We start from the raw sequence: 16,225 nt of genomic DNA, 5'->3' as shown, positions 1-16,225 counted from the left end.
ATACCACTAGGTTCCTAGGATGCCCTACGCGGCGTGACCCGCGCCACCCTGGACACGCACGGAACGGCCCCGGACGCAAACGTCCGGGGCCGGTGACTCGGTGGGGGAGGTTGTTACCAGGAACCGGCCGTGGGGCCGGCGGAACCGCCCCGGCGGCGCAGGTACTTCTCGAACTCCTGGGCGATCTCGTCCCCGGTCAACGGGGTGATGCCGGCGTCGCCGACCCGCTCCTCCAGCTCGCGGACGTACTCACCGAGTTCGGCGTCCTGCTCGGCGGCACCGCGCACCCGCTGCTCCCACTCGGCGGCCTCCTCGGCCAGGTCGGCCATCGGCACCGGCAGGTCGAGCACGTCCTCGACCCGGTGCAGCAGGGCCAGGGTGGCCTTCGGGCAGGGCGGGTTGTTGGCGTAGTGCGGCACGTGCACCCAGAACGACACCGCGTCGACCTCGGCCCGGGTGCAGGCGTCCTGCAACACCCCGACGATGCCGGTCGGCCCGTCGTAGCGGGTGGGGGTGAGCTGGTAGCGCTGGGCGGCCTCGGCGTCGGAGGCGCTGCCGCTGATCGGCAGGGGACGGGTGTACGGCACGTCGGCCAGCAGCGCGCCGAGCAGCACCACCCGCTCGACCTCCAGGCTGTGGCAGATCTCCAGCACCTGCTCACAGAAGGTGCGCCAGCGCATGCTGGGCTCGATGCCCCGGATCAGGACCACGTCCCGCTCGGTGCCCTCCGGGCTGGCCACCATGAACTTCGTGGTGGGCCACTCGACCCGCCGGGTCTCACCGTCAGCCATCGTGATGGTCGGGCGGCTGACCTGGAAGTCGTAGAAGTCCTCCGGGTCCAGCTCGGTGACCGGGCGGGCCTGCCAGACCTGCTCCAGGTGCTCCACGGCGGCGGTGGAGGCGTCCGCGGCGTCGTTCCAGCCCTCGAAGGCGGCGATCGCCACCGGGGACCGCAGCACCGGCAGCCCGTCGAACTCGGTCACGCCGTCACCTCACCCTGCTCGTCGCCGACGGCGCCGGGCGCCGACCCGGTCGTCCGCCCGCCGTGCACGGTGGCGTCCCTGATGTCCTTCACGTCCGCCAGCCTACGTGGCGGCGCCAGGTGCGGCCCGTCGGCCGCGCCGGTCCGCCGCGCCGGCGAGCCGCCCAAAGGGTACGAAAGGGATGGGCGTTCCCGCTGGCAGAATGTGGGACCGGCTACGGCTGTGGACCGACGGGCGCATCGTCGCATTAACCTGAACCCGTGCGGACTTCGTTGCTGGATGTGCTGGCCGACCGGATCCTCGTCGCCGACGGGGCGATGGGGACGATGTTGCATGCCGCTGACCTGACCCTCGACGACTTCGAGGGCCTGGAAGGGTGCAACGAGATCCTCAACATCACCCGCCCCGACGTGGTGCGTGGCGTGCACGAGGCGTACCTGGCCGCCGGGGCCGACTGCGTGGAGACCAACACCTTCGGCGCCAACCTCGCCAACCTCGCCGAGTACGACATCCCGGAGCGGATCCGGGAGCTCTCCGCGGCCGGCGCGCGTCTCGCCCGGGAGGCCGCCGACGCGTACGCCACCGGGGAGCGGCCCCGGTTCGTGCTCGGGTCGATCGGGCCGGGCACCAAGCTGCCCACCCTCGGGCACACCGCGTACGCGACGCTGCGCGACGCGTACCAGGAGAACGCCGCCGGCCTGATCGAGGGCGGCTCGGACGCGCTGATCGTGGAGACCTGCCAGGACCTGCTCCAGGTCAAGGCGGCGGTGGTCGGCTGCCACCGGGCGATGGCCGAGCTGGGCCGGAAGGTGCCGATCATCTGCCACGTGGCGGTGGAGACCACCGGCACCATGCTGGTGGGCAGCGAGATCGGGGCGGCGCTGGCGGCCATCGAGCCGCTGGGCGTGGACCTGATCGGGCTGAACTGCTCGACCGGCCCGGCCGAGATGGGCGAGCACCTGCGCTACCTGTCCCAGCACTCGCGCACCCCGCTGTCGGTGATGCCGAACGCCGGCCTGCCGGTGCTGACGGCGGACGGGGCGTACTTCCCGCTGACCCCGGTGGAGCTGGCCGACGCGCTGGAGCGGTTCGTCGCCGAGTACGGCGTGGCGCTGGTCGGCGGCTGCTGCGGCACCACGCCGGAGCACATCCGGGTGCTGGCCGAGCGGCTGCACGGCACGACCCCGGTGCCGCGCCAGCCGCGGCACGAGGCCGGCGTCTCCTCGATCTACCACCCGGTGCCGTTCGCGCAGGACGCCTCGGTGCTGATGGTGGGGGAGCGGACCAACGCCAACGGTTCCAAGGCGTTCCGCGATGCGATGCTCGCCGCCGACTGGCAGGCCTGTGTGGAGATCGCCCGCAGCCAGGCCCGGGACGGCTCGCACCTGCTGGACCTCTGCGTCGACTACGTCGGCCGGGACGGCACCCAGGACATGCGCGAGCTGGCCGCACGTTTCGCCACCGCCTCCACGCTGCCGATCATGCTGGACTCCACCGAGCCGGCGGTGATCGAGGCGGGGCTGGAGATGCTCGGCGGCCGGTGCGTGGTCAACTCGGTGAACTTCGAGGACGGTGACGGGCCGGAGTCCCGCTACGCCCGGGTGATGCCGGTCGTCAAGGAGCACGGCGCCGCCGTGGTGGCGCTGCTGATCGACGAGGAGGGGCAGGCGCGGACCGCCGAGTGGAAGGTCCGGGTCGCGGGCCGCCTGATCGAGGACCTCACCGGACGGTGGGGGATGGACCGCTCCGACATCCTGATCGACGCGCTGACCTTCCCGATCGCCACCGGGCAGGAGGAGACCCGGCGCGACGGCATCGAGACGATCGAGGCGATCCGGGAGATCTCCCGCCGCTACCCCGGCGTCAACTTCACCCTCGGCATCTCCAACGTCTCGTTCGGGCTCAACCCGGCGGCCCGGCAGGTGCTCAACTCGGTGTTCCTGCACGAGTGCCAGCAGGCCGGCCTGACCAGCGCCATCGTGCACGCCAGCAAGATCCTGCCGATCAGCCGGATCCCCGACGAGCAGCGGGAGGTGGCGCTGGACCTGATCTACGACCGGCGCCGCGAGGGGTACGACCCGGTGCAGCGGTTCATCGAGGCGTTCGAGGGTGTCGACGCGGCGTCGGCGCGGGCCGGGCGGGCCGAGGAGCTGGCCGCGCTGCCGCTGGACGAGCGACTCAAGCGGCGGATCATCGACGGCGAGCGCAACGGCCTGGAGGCCGACCTGGACGCGGCGATGGCCGGCGGCCGCTCGCCGCTGTCGATCATCAACGACCTGCTGCTCGACGGCATGAAGGTCGTCGGCGAGCTGTTCGGCTCGGGGCAGATGCAGCTGCCGTTCGTGTTGCAGTCCGCCGAGGTGATGAAGACCGCGGTGGCCTACCTGGAGCCGCACATGGAGACGGCCGAGGACGGCGGCAAGGGCCGCATCGTCCTCGCCACCGTCCGGGGCGACGTCCACGACATCGGCAAGAACCTGGTCGACATCATCCTGTCCAACAACGGCTACGAGGTCGTCAACATCGGCATCAAGCAGCCGATCACCGCGATCCTGGACGCCGCCGAGGAGCACCGGGCCGACGCGATCGGGATGTCCGGCCTGCTGGTCAAGAGCACCGTCATCATGAAGGAGAACCTGGCCGAGATGGCCTCCCGAGGGGTGGCCGAACGCTGGCCGGTGCTGCTCGGCGGGGCCGCGCTCACCCGCGCGTACGTCGAGGACGACCTGCGGTCGATGTTCCCCGGCCAGGTGCACTACGCCCGCGACGCCTTCGAGGGGCTGTCCCTGATGGACCGGGTGATGACCGCCAAGCGCGGTGGCGCGCCGGTCGTCGACCCGGAGCGGGAGGCCGCCCTGGCCGCCCGGCGGGCCCGCCGGGAGCGGCAGCGCACCATGGTCACCGAGGCGCTGCCCGAGCTGCACGACGCCTCGGTCCGCTCCGACGTGGCCACCGACGTGGAGGTGCCCACCCCGCCGTTCTTCGGCACCCGGGTGGTCAAGGGAGTGCCGCTGGCCGACTACGCGGCGCTGCTCGACGAGCGGGCCACCTTCCTCGGGCAGTGGGGGCTGCGCGGCGCCCGGGGCGGCCAGGGCCCGTCGTACGAGGAGCTGGTGGAGACCGAGGGTCGGCCCCGGCTGCGCTACTGGCTGGACCGGCTGATCGCCGACAAGGTCCTCGAGGCGGCGGTGGTGTACGGCTACTTCCCCGCGTACGCCGAGGGCAACGACCTGGTGGTGCTCGACGAGAACGGCAGCGTCGAGCGGGCCCGGTTCTCCTTCCCCCGCCAGCGGCAGGAGCGCCGGCTCTGCCTGGCCGACTTCTTCCGCCCGAAGGGCGACCAGCTGGACGTGGTGGCGTTGCAACTGGTCACCGTCGGGCAGCCGATCAGCGAGTACACCGCGAAGATGTTCGCCGGCAACGAGTACCGCGACTACCTGGAGGTGCACGGCCTGTCCGTGCAGCTCACCGAGGCGCTCGCCGAGTACTGGCACCGGCGGGTGCGCGCGGAGCTGACCCTGCCCGGCGGCCGTACCGTCGCCGACGACGACCCGGCCGACCTGGCCGGCCTGCTGCGCACCGACTACCGGGGCTGCCGGTACGCGTTCGGCTACCCGGCCTGCCCGGACCTGGAGGACCGGGCGAAGATCGTGGACCTGCTGGGCGCGGAGCGGATCGGGGTGCAGCTGTCCGAGGAGTTCCAGCTGGTGCCGGAGCAGGCGACGGACGCGATCGTGGTGCACCACCCGGAGGCGAACTACTTCAACGCCAAATAGCCTCAGGTGGCTGGAGTTGGCCTCTGACCTGCGGAAATGCAAATCACGCCCCGACGCTTGGGCGCACCGTGGGCACATCGCGCCGGAAGACGTCGTCAATCGCCTGCCGGGTCCGGTCGTCGTCCTCAGGCCAGAGGTGCGAGTACACCCGCAGCGTCATCGCCGGGTCGGAGTGCCCCAGCCGGTCGGCCACTACCTTCGGGCTGTGACCGGCACCGATTAGCGCGCTGGCGTAGAAGTGCCGCAGGTCGTGGCACGTCGCCTCGGGCAGCCCGGCGGCGGTCCGGGCGGGCAGCCACACGTCCTTATTGAACCGATTGCGGTGCAGCGGCGCGCCTGCCTCGTGCACGATCGTTGGGGTCAGCTCACCTCGACGATCTTGCAGCGTCCGGACGTCGTCGGGACATCCAAAATGGTCGACTCTTCGCCGCGCACCGTGTCTCCCGGCGCCACGTTTCGCACGTACGACGTTGTCGTGTCCAGACGGGCGCCAGCCGAGTCCCGATACTCAATCTTGAGGGTGGCGCTGCGAGTCTGGTCCCCGATGTTCTTCACGGAGAACCCAACCTTCGCGACCGAGCCGAACACCTCGCACGAGGTGACCCGAACCTCCATCTTGGAGACGGCGGCCCTGTCCCCCCTGTCCCCGATCACCGCGAGCAAGACCAAGGGCGTGCACAGCACGACCACGACCACCAGTGCGAGCGAGCCGAAGACGATGGTCAGGATCCCGCCCGTGGAAGACCAGAAACTCTTCCTCTTCGGCGGGACAGGCGCGGGATAGAAGGGCATCGGCCCGGCTGGTGGGTACGGCGGCGGCCCGCCGGTCGTTGGACCGTACTGAGGCGGCCCACTCGGCGGGTATACCGGCGGGCCGCCGGAAGTGGGGGTGTACTGCGGCGGCGGGTATGGGCTCATCGGCTGCACTGGCTGAGTCGGCGGCTGCGACGGATCCAAGGGACCGTGGGTCATTCGAGCACCGTACTTTGAGTAGCTTAGATGGCGACGGCCGCGTGCAGGGCAATCAGCACTACTGGGCAGGTAGATGTGTCCGTCCTGGTTGACCAAGGACAAGATCCTCACCCTGATCGGCGCTGTGGTGCTGGTGGTGGCCGCCTGCTGCGGGCCGAGCTTCTACGACATGACCACCCGCGCGAGCACCTAGTGTGACGGCATGCCAGGTCAGCCACAGCTACGCGAGTCGGGGCTGCTGCACGGCGACGACCCCGACCGCCCGCTGGCGTTGGTGCGCCTTGAACAGCGAATGGACGGGTCGGGGATCTGGGATGTCCTGCTGAACCCCGGCGGACACCCCGACGCAGCGGGCCGAGCATCCCGACGAGCAGACCGCCCGCGCCGAGCTGGAGAGGGTGTACGAGTCTGGCCGCGCGTTCGGCCAGTGGACGATCCGCCGACCCGGCGAAGGTCACCCGGCACCGTCCACCGATCGACTCCGATAAGCGCCGTCGGGGGTGCGATTACCAAGTCCGGCGTGGGCACATTTTGGGCACAGGCCACCGAGAAAACCCGTGAAGCAACGGGAATGTACGAGCGTCTATTTACGCAGCTCAGCAGCGAGAGCCCGACGTTTTCGCAGGTCGCGGACTCGTCGGGATCTCTCCAACGCCAAGTAGTCGGTGCGGGCGGGCAGGCCGTTGTCGTGACCGGGCCGGGGTGGGCGCCGGCCGCGCCGCCCACCCCGTTCCAACCGGTCAGAGCCCCTGCCGGTGCAGCCAGTCGAGGCTGGTCTGCGCGACCTCGCGCCAACCCTGGTCGATGGTCAGCGTGTGTCCACGGTCGGGGAACCGGACCACGTCGGTCACCGCCGGGGACTTCCGGTACAACCGGGCCGTCCCCTCGACGATGGCCGGCGGTACGGTGCGGTCCCGGCCGCCGGCGGTCAGCAGCAGCGGACCTCGCCCCTGGTCGGCCGTGTCGATCCTGGTCGCGGTGCCCACGAGGTTGGCCAGGGCGGCCTCGAAGAGCGGGCGGCCCGGGGTGGGGATGGTCCACCTCTCGTAGAGTTCGGCCGACTCGCGCTCGGTGAGCGCGTTGCCGAAGCCGTACCGGAACTGGGCGGGAGTCAGGGCCACCGCCCGCCGCCGGTTGGCCGGGTTGCGCACCGCCACCGACGCCACCCGCAGCGCCGAGAGCGGCAGCGCGAGGACGCCCTTGGCCGGGGCGGGGTCGAGGGCGATGGCGGCGCGGGCCAGGCCCCGCCCCAGCAACTGCTGGGCGATCAGGCCGCCGAACGAGTGACCGATCACCACGGGCTTGCTGGGCAGACCTCGGATGATCTCCGCGAAGTGGTCGGTGACGTCGGTGACGCCGTGGTCGCCGTAGCGCTCGGGTACGGCGCGCGCCTCGGCCACGGTGTCCGGGATGCCCGGCCACTCGGGCGCGACGGGGGCGTAGCCGGCCTCGCGGAACAGATCGACCCACGGTTGCCAACTGGTCGAGTGCAACCAGAGGCCGTGGACGAAGACGACGGGAACAGCGGTGCCGCTCATGCCTGCTCACTCCTCGTGACGCATCAAGTAGAAGGAACGTTCTATCTGCTAGGCTGGGAACGTACACCGAGCTTCGAACGACCGGCAAGGAGGAGCAGCGGATGGGTGACGCAGCCGACTCTCGGGCCACCAGCCGGGCGTCCGGCGGCAGGCCGTCGGCCGCCCGCGAGCGCATCCTGGCCGCCGCTGACCGGCTCTTCTACCAGGAGGGCATCCGCGCGGTGGGGGTGGAGCGGGTGATCGCCGAGGCGCAGGTCACCCGGGTCACCTTCTACCGGCACTTCCCCGCCAAGGACGACCTGATCGCCACGTACCTGTCCGTCCGCTCACAGCGCGAGCGGGAGGCGCTGGCCGAGGCGCGCAGGGCACTGCCCGGCGATCCCCGGGCGGTGCTGAGCGCCATCGTCGACGCCCTCATCGCGGAGGGCCGATCGCCCGGCTTCCGGGGCTGCCCCTACGTCAACGCCGCCGCCGAGTACGCCGACCCCGACCACCCGGTCCGGCACGTCGTCGCCGAGCAGCGGGCGTGGTTCACCGGCCAGATGGCCGAGCTGCTGACCGAGCTGCACCATCCGGATCCGGAGCTGGCCGCCCAGCAGCTGATGATGCTGCGCGACGGTGCAATGACCGCGGCGTACCTCGACGACCGGCAGCGCGTCGCCGCCGCGCTGCTCGGTGCCGGCCGGGCGATCGTCGGCTACCGGGAGGGGTGACCGGACCGGCGCTCAGCCGGCGGTGAGGTCACCCAGGGCGATGCACGGGCCCGGCCCAGGATCGAATGATCCCGGGCCGGGCCGGATTCGTCCGCCGATCAGTTGAAGACGGCCGCGAACATGCCGGGCTCGTAGGAACCCCCCTGCTGGTGCACGATCACCGCGAGCCGGTTGGCCGCGTTGATCACGGCGACCAGGGAGACCAGCGCGGCGATCTGGTCGTCGTCGTAGTGCTTGCGCACCTGTGCCCAGGTCTCGTCGGACACGCCGTGGTGGGCGTCGGCGAGCCGGGTGCCCTCCTCGGCGAGCGCCAGCGCGGCCCGCTCGGCCTCGGTGAATACGGTGGACTCGCGCCAGGCGGCGACCAGGTGGAGTCGGACCGGGGTCTCACCGGCGGCCGAGGCCTCCTTGGTGTGCATGTCGATGCACCAGCCGCAGCCGTTGATCTGGCTGGCGCGCAGCGACACCAGCTCCTGCGTGGACTTCGGCAGCGGCGACTGATGGATCACCAGGCTGGCGTTGGCGAACCGCTTGAAGAATTTGACGGCGATCTCGTTGTCGAGCATGTTGAATCGAGCGTCCATGATTCCGCCCTTCCTCGTGGTGTGGCACTGGACGAACACGAGATGCCGGCGATCAGATCCCTGTGACAGGTGTGGTTACGTGACGCCCACCACAACGAGGTCTCGGTGTCACACGACGGCGGGGCCCGGCATCTGGTGGGTGACACAGTCGCGAGTGAACAGGAGTCACCCATGGTCGGCACGTCGCAGAACGCACCCGACGATCGTGACAGCGGTCGCGACGAGCGCCCGGACCTCGCCACCGAGGCGTTCCTCGCCCACCGCAACCTGCTCTTCACCGTCGCCTACGAGATGCTCGGCTCGGCCGCCGACGCGGAGGACGTGCTGCAGGAGACCTGGTTGCGGTGGGCGGGCGTCGATCTGGGCGCGGTGCGGGATCAGCGTGCCTACCTGGTCCGGATCACCACCCGCCAGGCGCTCGCCCGGCTGCGTGCGCTCGGCCGCCGCAGGGAGTCCTACGTCGGTTCCTGGCTCCCCGAGCCGCTGCTCACCACGCCCGACGTGGCCGAGGACGTCGAGTTGGCCGACAGCGTCTCGATGGCGATGCTGCTGGTGCTGGAGACGCTCACGCCGACCGAGCGGGCGGTGTTCGTGCTGCGCGAGGTGTTCGACGTCGGGTACGACGAGATCGCCGAAGCCGTCGACAGGAGCCAGGCCGCGGTCCGCCAGATCGCGCACCGGGCACGGGCACACGTCGCGGCGCGCCGGCCGCGCGGGGCCGTTTCCGCGGCCGAGACCCGAGACGCGCTCGAGGCGTTCCGGCGGGCGGCCGAGACGGGCGATCTGCAGAGCCTGCTCGACATCCTCGCACCGGATGTCGTACTCGTGGGTGACGGTGGCGGAGTCAAGCAGGCCGTCCCGCGGCCCGTGGTGGGGGCCGACAAGGTGGCCCGCCTGCTGGTTGCCGGGCTGGGCAGGCTTGCCGACACCGCGTCGCTGCGGCCGGCACAGGTCAACGGCTACCCGGCGCTGATTTTCTGGCAGGCCGGCGAGCTCGACACCGTCGTGGCGGTCCGTATCGACGACGGCCTCATCACCGGGCTCTACGCCGTGCGCAATCCCGAGAAGTTGTCGCACATGCTGCGGGAGACCGCCCTGCGCCGCTGAGGCGTGCCGTCGGCGGCAGATCCGGCTGCCGGATCAGAGGCCGAACGAGGCTCGGCAGGCGTCCATGCCGTCCACCGTCACGGCCGGCAGCTTGTGCTGGCGCCACCGCTGCAGGGTCAGCCGCAGGCGGTCGGAGACGACAGCCTCACCGTCGCGCGCATCGACCGAGATCCCGTCGTGCTCGTAGCCGAGTTTGCGCGATACACCCTGCGAGGAGTGGTTGTCCTGGAACACCTCGGTCAGTGCGGCGGTGGCGCCGAGATGATCGAAAGCAAGGGTGAGCAGTCCGGCTCTCGCTTCCGTTCCATAGCCTCTGCCCTGATGATCCATGCCGAGCCAGGCCGAGGTCGTCACCTGTCTGACGACCGGGAAGTCCCGTGCGCGAAGCGTGACCTTTCCGATCGGCTGGCCCGCCCGGAAGACGCCCATCCCGAGCTGCCACGCTGCCACGTCCCAGGAGGCAAGCTGGTCCCAGTGTCCCTGCAGGACGAACCGCGCCCGGTCCGCATAGCTGCCGTCGGTCCACGGGGTCAGGAACGGCCGCTCGCCGGGACGATGCACGCCCTGGCCGGCGAGATCGGCGAGCTCAGCCAGTTCCTCCTCGCGTGGCAGGCGCAGCTGCAGGTGCGGTGTGACGATGGTGAGACCGTAGAGTGGCCACAGGTCGGCGAGCATATTCCGCATCCTGTCGGTCAAGATTCGTCCGGGCAACCGAGATACATCGACGCACTGGCCCCGGCAGAAAGCGGATGGCCGGCTCGCTCGGCCGCCCCAGGAGCAGAGCGCGGTCAGCGAGCCAGGGGATAACGTCCACCGACGTCAGGGTCGGTCCTCCGGGCGGTATGGCCGGCGTTCGCCCTCATCCGTGGCCGCAGACCCGTCCGAGCGCTGCCGTCGAACGAACTCCACCGCCGCGACTCCCAGCAGGACGATGATGGCGCCGAAGCCCAGGACCAGGTTCGACAGGTGCGGAGCGGCCGGCGCGAGGGCGACGGCGACGACGACACCGACCACGTGCGAGAGCGGGATGCGTCCGAGGACCTCGTGGTCGAGGGTGGCCCGCCCGACCAGGAACAGCGCCGTGCCGCCCAGGATGAGCGCGGTCATGGTGTCGTGCGGCCGCTCCGTGGGATGGTCGATGATCCGCATGAATCCGGCGGCGATGCCGACCACGCCCACCACCATGAGCCAGTGGACGTACGGGTTGGTCTGGACGAGCCTTTCCCGGTGCGGGGACCGCTCGATGGCGGTACTCAGCCTGGCGCCGGCTCCCCGGGCGTAGCTCCACCACAGCAGTACCGCCGCGACGAACGCGGTGGCGAACGCGGTGATCCGGTCGACGCTGAACGGCCTGTCGCTCAGGGTGAGGACGGTGACCAGGATGAGCTCGCCCAGGGTGAGGACGTAGATCTGCTGGTACCGCTCGGCCAGGTGCTCCGGCACCACGTCGTACCTGGGCAGTGGCGGTCGGCCGGGGATCGGGAACCGCAGGCCGAAACCGAGGTAGTCCACGGTCAACGCGGCCAGCCACACGGCGAGACGGATACCGGGGGAGGCGACCAGGCCGCCGATGATCCACAGGGTCCCGGACACCGTGGTCCAGAGCAGGACCCGCTTCGAGCGTTGCTGCTCCGGCCGGCCCCGCAGCGACGGGATGACCACCAACGCCCGACCCCAGTTGATCCCGGCCCAGGTGGCGCCGAACACCAGGCCGTGGTTGTCGAACGCGGTCGGCAGGGCGGCGGACATCAGCATGCCGCCGAACATGATGCCCAGGATCACGAGCTGCACGGCTCGCGCCTGCGGGCTGTAGAGGTCGGTGAACGACGTGGTGGTCACCCAGACCGCCCAGAGCGTCGACAGGGCGAGCAGTGCCTGGGCGATGGCCGTCCAGCTCTGCTCGGTCGCCATCTTCTCCGAGGTCAGGATCAGGGTGGCGATGGCCGCGAGGTCGAAGAAGAGCTCCAGCAGATCGGTCCGCTGGGCCCCGCCCGGCACCCGGGTTATCAGCCGGCGTCCGCCATCCATCACTTCGGCCTTCTCGATCTCGCGACGCCGGGCCGCCCTCTCGGATCTCGGACTGATCCCCGGGTGTCGCCGACCCTCGGCGCCGGGACAACTGACAGCCGCGTCGCGCAGCTCGGGCGCCGGAGGGAACGTCCAGGTCCGTTGGCCGACCTGGCCCTCCCGGGTACGCGACAGGGCAGGGGCGGGTGCTTTCGCGTGGCTTCACACCGCCCCGCTCAACGCTAGTCGGCGCGAGGTCGGGCGACCGGCGATTGTCGAACTGCGTACGCGAGGCCCGCAGCACTCAGCGAGCCCGGACGGCCTCGTCACGACGACGCGCCGTTTCTCAGCGGACCGACGTGACCGCCAACCTCATCGCCGGTCGCGGTTCACGCCCGCGCCGCCGTGTTCAACAGCTGGTACGTCGCTTCGTCGAAGGCGACCAGGCGGACGCACTCGACCTGGGTCGGCGTGGCCCGGATGGTCGAGATCGCGATCGTCGCCGCCTGCTCGGGCGGGAACCCGTACACGCCGGTGGCGATGGCGGGGAAGGCGACGCTGCCGGCGCCGACCTCGTCGGCGACGGCGAGGCTGCGCCGGTAGCACGAGGCCAGGGTGTCGGCCTCGCCGTGGCCGCCGCCCTCCCACACCGGGCCGACGGTGTGGATGACGTGGCGCACCGGTGGGTCGAGGTCGAACGCCGGTGTGGCGACCGCGTCGCCGGCGTCGCAGGGCGCCAGCGCGGCACCCGCCCGGGCCAGTCGCGGTCCGGCCGCGCGGTGGATCGCCCCGTCCACACCGCCGCCGCCCAGCAGCGATTCGTTGGCCGCGGTGACGATGGCGTCGACGTCCTCGGCGGTGATGTCACCGAGCACCACTTCGATCGCGGGCATGCCCCATCATGTCACCGCCGACGGCATGCGGCTGGTGGTCCGACGCCGTCCAGCTCAGACGCGCCGGATGTCCAACGCTCGCGACGGTGCCGCCCAGGTCTGCCAGTAGGCGCGGACCGGGCACGACACCTCCAGCGCCACCGTCTCGTCGTCACCCACTCCGACGGTCAGCGCCTCGCTGCGCGTCCAGTCCAGGCTCGCCTGGACGACGTGCTGACCGGGCTGCACGGTCACGCTCGCCGAGCGGCCCGGCCGGAGCCCGGCAACCCGGCGTCCGTCCACCGTCACCCGGATCCGCCGCAGCAGGGCCGAGTCGTACGGCGGTCGGCCGAGGATCAGGGTCGCCATCAGATCTCCGCTCTCACCCGGACAGGTGTCCGTCAGGATCGCACAGCGCTCAGTCGGCGGGCTTCTCCCAGACCGAGACGTGCTGGCGGCTCTCGCTGGTGAACGGCGCCCGGTTCCATCCGTCCCAGCGGTCCCGCAGCCGCAGCCCGGCGAGCTGGGCCATCAGGTCGAGTTCCGCCGGCCACACGTACCGGAAGGGGATCGACCGGTACTCCCCGCGACCGTCCACGATGCGGACGTAGTTGGAGCTGGTCGCCTGGGTGGCGACGTCGTAGACGTCGTACGACCATTCGGTCGGGGAGACGTGGAAGGGCACCACGTTCTGGCCGGCCGGGAGCCGGCGCAACTCGGGGACCAGTACCTCGATCACGAAGCAGCCACCGGGGGCCAGGTGCACGGCAGCGTTGCGGAAGCAGGCCACCTGGGCCTCCTGGCTGGTCAGGTTCATGATCGTGTTGAAGACCAGGTACGCCACGGAGAAGGTCCCGTCCACCCGGGTGGTGGCGAAGTCGCCGATCGTCAGGCCGATCGCGTCGCCGCCGGGCTTGGCGCGCAGCCGGTCGACCATCGCCCGGGACAGGTCGATGCCGTGTACCGGCACGCCGCGGGCGGCCAGCGGCAGCGCGACGCGTCCGGTCCCGATGCCCAGCTCCAGGGCCCGGCCGGCACCGGCGAGGTCGGCCAGCACGTCGACCGTGCTAGCCACGACCGCCGGGTCGAACTCCTCCGTCGTCGGGTCGTCGTAGGTCGCCGCCACCGCTTCGCCGAAGTACCCGTCCGCGTCGTCCATTGCCGGACCGTACCGCCGAGGTCCGCGCGGAGGCCTGCCATTTACCGGTCACGCGGTCCAGGTGCGCCATCAGCCCGCTCGCGAGAATGTCGGGCGTGCCGGGCATCATCCTGCACGTCGCGTACGAGGAGATTCCACAGAGAGGGACGTGGCATGGCTGAGGTGCTGTTGTTCCATCACGCGCAGGGGCTGACACCGGGCGTCCACGATTTCGCCGACCGGCTGAGGGGGGACGGGCACACCGTGCACACCCCGGACCTCTACGACGGGAAGACCTTCGAGACCCTGGAGCAGGGTCTGGATTACGGCCGGCAGGTCGGCTTCGACGTCATCCTGGAGCGCGGCCGGCTCGCCGCCGAGGGGCTGCCCGCCGGGCTGGTGTACGCGGGGTTCTCGCTCGGGGTCATGCCGGCGCAACTGCTGGCCCAGACCCGACCGGGCGTGAAGGGCGCACTGCTGTTCCACAGCTGCATCCCGACCTCCGAGTTCGGCGGGGAGTGGCCGGCCGGGGTGCCGGTGCAGGTGCACGGGATGGACGCCGACGAGTTCTTCGTCGACGAGGGCGACCTCGACGCCGCCCAGGCCCTCGTCGCGGCGGCCCCGGACGCCGAGCTGTTCCTCTACCCGGGCCCGCAGCACCTGTTCGCCGACCGCAGCCTCTCCTCCTACGACGAGCCGGCCGCCGCGCTGCTCACCGAACGGGTGCTGGCCTTCCTCGGCCGCGTGGGGTAGGCCCGCGCTGCCTGCGGGACGCCGCGTCCGCGCCGCCCCGGTCACCGGCTAGTTGGTTTCTGAGTGCTTCGTAATGCATGCCGTCGGGTCTGGTCCTGCCGGCGAGTGCGCGGCCGTCGTCCGCGCCAGGCAGGCACGAACGGCGGCCGCCGGTGGGTCAGGCCGGCAGGCGCCAGACCTGGTTGGCGCCGCCGAAGCAGTCCCAGATCTGCAGCCGGGTGCCGTTGGCGGAGCTGTTGTCGGTGGCATCCAGGCACTTGTTCGATTGCGGATTGCGCAGCGTGCCGTTGGCCTGTGCCTGCCAGATCTGGGCGCCGGTGCCGTTGCAGTCCCACAGCTGGACCTTGGCTCCGTTGGCGGTGGAGCCGCTGGTCACGTCGGCGCACTTGCCCAGGGCTTGAAGCGTGCCGTTGGTGGCCACCGTCCAGGTCTGCGCGGCGGTGCCGTTGCAGGTGTAGAGCTGGATGGGGGTGCCGTTGGCCGTGTTGGCCGCGGCGACGTCGACGCACTTGCCGCCGATGCCGGTGATCGGGCCGGTCGGTCCGCTCGGGGTGGTGCCGCCCATGACGGTGTCGTAGATTGCGCTGACCAGCGAGGTCGAGCCGGTGGTGTCCTGGGAAAGTTCCCAGTTCATCATTCCGCCGGCGTTGGCCAGTGCCCACTGGGTCTTGCGCTTGATTGTCGGGATGCCGTTGTAGCACTCCTGCACACCTGCGACGGTCGTGCAGTCCCGATTGGCGTTGGCCGGGTCCATGCTGACCAGCGCGGAATAGGTGTAGTAGCCGGGCCGGCTGTAGAACGGCACCCCGAGCACCGCCTTGCTGGCGGGCAGGCCGCGCGACTTCCACAGGTTCATGCTGCTGATCGACCAGTTGTAGTTGGCGTGAGGGCTGCCGCCGTCGTACGCCATGATGTTCAGCCAGTCGACGTAGCCGAACACCGCGGTCGGTACGCCGTCGACGTAGTAGCCTTCCGCGACCACGGCGGCGGTGAGGAGCTTCCCGCGGCTGTGCAGTGCGCTGCTGAGCTGCTGCATCAGCAGGGAGTAGTTGTTGGCCGAGGCGCCCGGGTCGGGGTACTCCCAGTCCACGTCGACGCCGTCGAGGTTGTACTGGTTGACGAAGCTGATGACGTTGCTGACGAATGCGTTGCGGGTGCCGGAGTTGGCGGCGAGCGCCTCGAACGCGGAGTCGTTGCCGTCGTTCCAACCACCGATGGCGATCGACACCTTGACGTTGTTGGCGTGGCCGAGCGACACGAGCGAGGAGAGCTTGCTGGGGTTCTCCACCGGGCGCAGGCTGCCGTCGTTGTTGGGCAGCACGAATGCGTAGTTGATGTGGGTGAGCTTGCTGTACTGGACCGTGTTGACGTTGCCGGCCCAGGACGGCATGTAGCCGACGCTCTTGAAATTGTTGGGCAGGACCGCGGCTTCGGCCGCGACCGGGGCCACGGTGAGGGCCGCGCCGCCAGTGATCAGCGCGAGCAGTCCGGCGGCCATGGCGAAGCGACGGCGGGGACGTGGTGAGGACATCGAGGGCCTCCCGGTGGGCGGGTTGGACATCCTGCCGCCCCGGCCGGCGCTGCGTGGGACAGCCGCCGGGACGGGCGTACGGCAGGACAGGGACGGGCTCCTCGAGGCAGGCAAATCCTAAGGACTATTAACTAAAAGCGTCAACATGCTCGTCGATGAGTGGATCCTCGGACGCTGCTCACCGAGCGGCTGCTCGGCTTCCTCAACCCCATCGAGTAGGCGCGGACTTGCAAGTGCGCGAGGACGCGGTG

15 protein-coding genes are annotated in these 16,225 nt (G+C 70.6%); 4 read left to right on the top strand and 11 right to left on the bottom strand.

What is annotated here, in order from left to right; genetic code table 11:
* Window positions 1–113 precede the first annotated feature (113 nt).
* Complete coding sequence (locus tag ACTMTB_RS22060; RefSeq protein ID WP_441148170.1) at window positions 114–983, bottom strand: PAC2 family protein; 870 nt, start codon at window positions 981–983, stop codon at window positions 114–116.
* Window positions 984–1,243: 260 nt separating this feature from the next.
* Between ACTMTB_RS22060 and metH the strand changes: the two genes are divergently transcribed.
* On the top strand, window positions 1,244–4,759 hold the full coding sequence (metH, locus tag ACTMTB_RS22055) for a methionine synthase (RefSeq protein ID WP_441148169.1): 3,516 nt from the start codon (window positions 1,244–1,246) through the stop codon (window positions 4,757–4,759).
* Window positions 4,760–4,802: 43 nt separating this feature from the next.
* Here metH and ACTMTB_RS22050 read toward each other — a convergent pair whose 3' ends face one another.
* The 3 genes from ACTMTB_RS22050 to ACTMTB_RS22040 all read right to left on the bottom strand — a co-directional run bounded on the left by ACTMTB_RS22050 (window position 4,803) and on the right by ACTMTB_RS22040 (window position 7,269).
* Window positions 4,803–5,108 (bottom strand): tyrosine-type recombinase/integrase, encoded by a 306-nt coding sequence (locus tag ACTMTB_RS22050; RefSeq protein WP_441148168.1) that lies wholly within the window; start codon window positions 5,106–5,108, stop codon window positions 4,803–4,805.
* An 11-nt stretch (window positions 5,109–5,119) separates the two neighbouring features.
* On the bottom strand, window positions 5,120–5,551 hold the full coding sequence (locus ACTMTB_RS22045) for an FxLYD domain-containing protein (protein ID WP_441148167.1): 432 nt from the start codon (window positions 5,549–5,551) through the stop codon (window positions 5,120–5,122).
* Between the two features lie 920 nt (window positions 5,552–6,471).
* The gene (locus ACTMTB_RS22040; protein ID WP_441148166.1) at window positions 6,472–7,269 is read right to left on the bottom strand and encodes an alpha/beta hydrolase; all 798 of its coding nucleotides are present in this window, start codon (window positions 7,267–7,269) and stop codon (window positions 6,472–6,474) included.
* A gap of 101 nt (window positions 7,270–7,370) precedes the next feature.
* Here ACTMTB_RS22040 and ACTMTB_RS22035 point away from each other — a divergent pair, with 101 nt between their 5' ends.
* Entirely contained in the window at window positions 7,371–7,982 is a 612-nt protein-coding gene (locus ACTMTB_RS22035; RefSeq protein ID WP_441148165.1) for a TetR/AcrR family transcriptional regulator, read from the top strand.
* Window positions 7,983–8,080: 98 nt separating this feature from the next.
* Here the strand turns inward: ACTMTB_RS22035 and ACTMTB_RS22030 are convergent, their stop codons facing one another.
* Complete coding sequence (locus ACTMTB_RS22030; RefSeq protein WP_441148164.1) at window positions 8,081–8,566, bottom strand: carboxymuconolactone decarboxylase family protein; 486 nt, start codon at window positions 8,564–8,566, stop codon at window positions 8,081–8,083.
* Window positions 8,567–8,737: 171 nt separating this feature from the next.
* On the opposite strand from ACTMTB_RS22030, the gene ACTMTB_RS22025 reads away from it, so the two are divergent.
* Entirely contained in the window at window positions 8,738–9,673 is a 936-nt protein-coding gene (locus tag ACTMTB_RS22025; RefSeq protein WP_441148163.1) for an RNA polymerase sigma-70 factor, read from the top strand.
* 33 nt (window positions 9,674–9,706) lie between these two features.
* Here the strand turns inward: ACTMTB_RS22025 and ACTMTB_RS22020 are convergent, their stop codons facing one another.
* From ACTMTB_RS22020 to ACTMTB_RS22000, 5 genes are all read right to left on the bottom strand, one after another.
* Entirely contained in the window at window positions 9,707–10,348 is a 642-nt protein-coding gene (locus ACTMTB_RS22020; RefSeq protein WP_441148162.1) for a GNAT family N-acetyltransferase, read from the bottom strand.
* Between the two features lie 144 nt (window positions 10,349–10,492).
* A complete protein-coding gene (locus ACTMTB_RS22015; protein ID WP_441148161.1) occupies window positions 10,493–11,701 on the bottom strand; it encodes a low temperature requirement protein A in 1,209 nt (402 codons plus the stop codon).
* 368 nt (window positions 11,702–12,069) lie between these two features.
* Window positions 12,070–12,573: an O-acetyl-ADP-ribose deacetylase gene (locus ACTMTB_RS22010; RefSeq protein ID WP_441148160.1), complete on the bottom strand. Its 504-nt coding sequence runs from the start codon at window positions 12,571–12,573 to the stop codon at window positions 12,070–12,072.
* A 54-nt stretch (window positions 12,574–12,627) separates the two neighbouring features.
* The gene (locus ACTMTB_RS22005; RefSeq protein ID WP_441148159.1) at window positions 12,628–12,921 is read right to left on the bottom strand and encodes a hypothetical protein; all 294 of its coding nucleotides are present in this window, start codon (window positions 12,919–12,921) and stop codon (window positions 12,628–12,630) included.
* Window positions 12,922–12,970: 49 nt separating this feature from the next.
* Window positions 12,971–13,711, bottom strand: coding sequence for a class I SAM-dependent DNA methyltransferase (locus tag ACTMTB_RS22000; RefSeq protein ID WP_441148158.1), 741 nt, complete (start codon window positions 13,709–13,711; stop codon window positions 12,971–12,973).
* 153 nt (window positions 13,712–13,864) lie between these two features.
* Between ACTMTB_RS22000 and ACTMTB_RS21995 the strand changes: the two genes are divergently transcribed.
* The gene (locus tag ACTMTB_RS21995) at window positions 13,865–14,443 is read left to right on the top strand and encodes a dienelactone hydrolase family protein (RefSeq protein WP_441148157.1); all 579 of its coding nucleotides are present in this window, start codon (window positions 13,865–13,867) and stop codon (window positions 14,441–14,443) included.
* 157 nt (window positions 14,444–14,600) lie between these two features.
* Here the strand turns inward: ACTMTB_RS21995 and ACTMTB_RS21990 are convergent, their stop codons facing one another.
* Window positions 14,601–15,974, bottom strand: a complete 1,374-nt coding sequence (locus ACTMTB_RS21990) for a glycosyl hydrolase family 18 protein (protein WP_441148156.1) — start codon at window positions 15,972–15,974, stop codon at window positions 14,601–14,603.
* Between the last annotated feature and the right edge of the window lie 251 nt (window positions 15,975–16,225).

Origin of the sequence: Micromonospora sp. L32, assembly GCF_052068055.1 — a bacterium.
GTDB lineage: Bacteria > Actinomycetota > Actinomycetes > Mycobacteriales > Micromonosporaceae > Micromonospora > Micromonospora purpureochromogenes.
The sequence above is the reverse complement of the archived record's forward strand: the minus strand, read 5'-3'. Positions and strand labels throughout refer to the sequence as shown.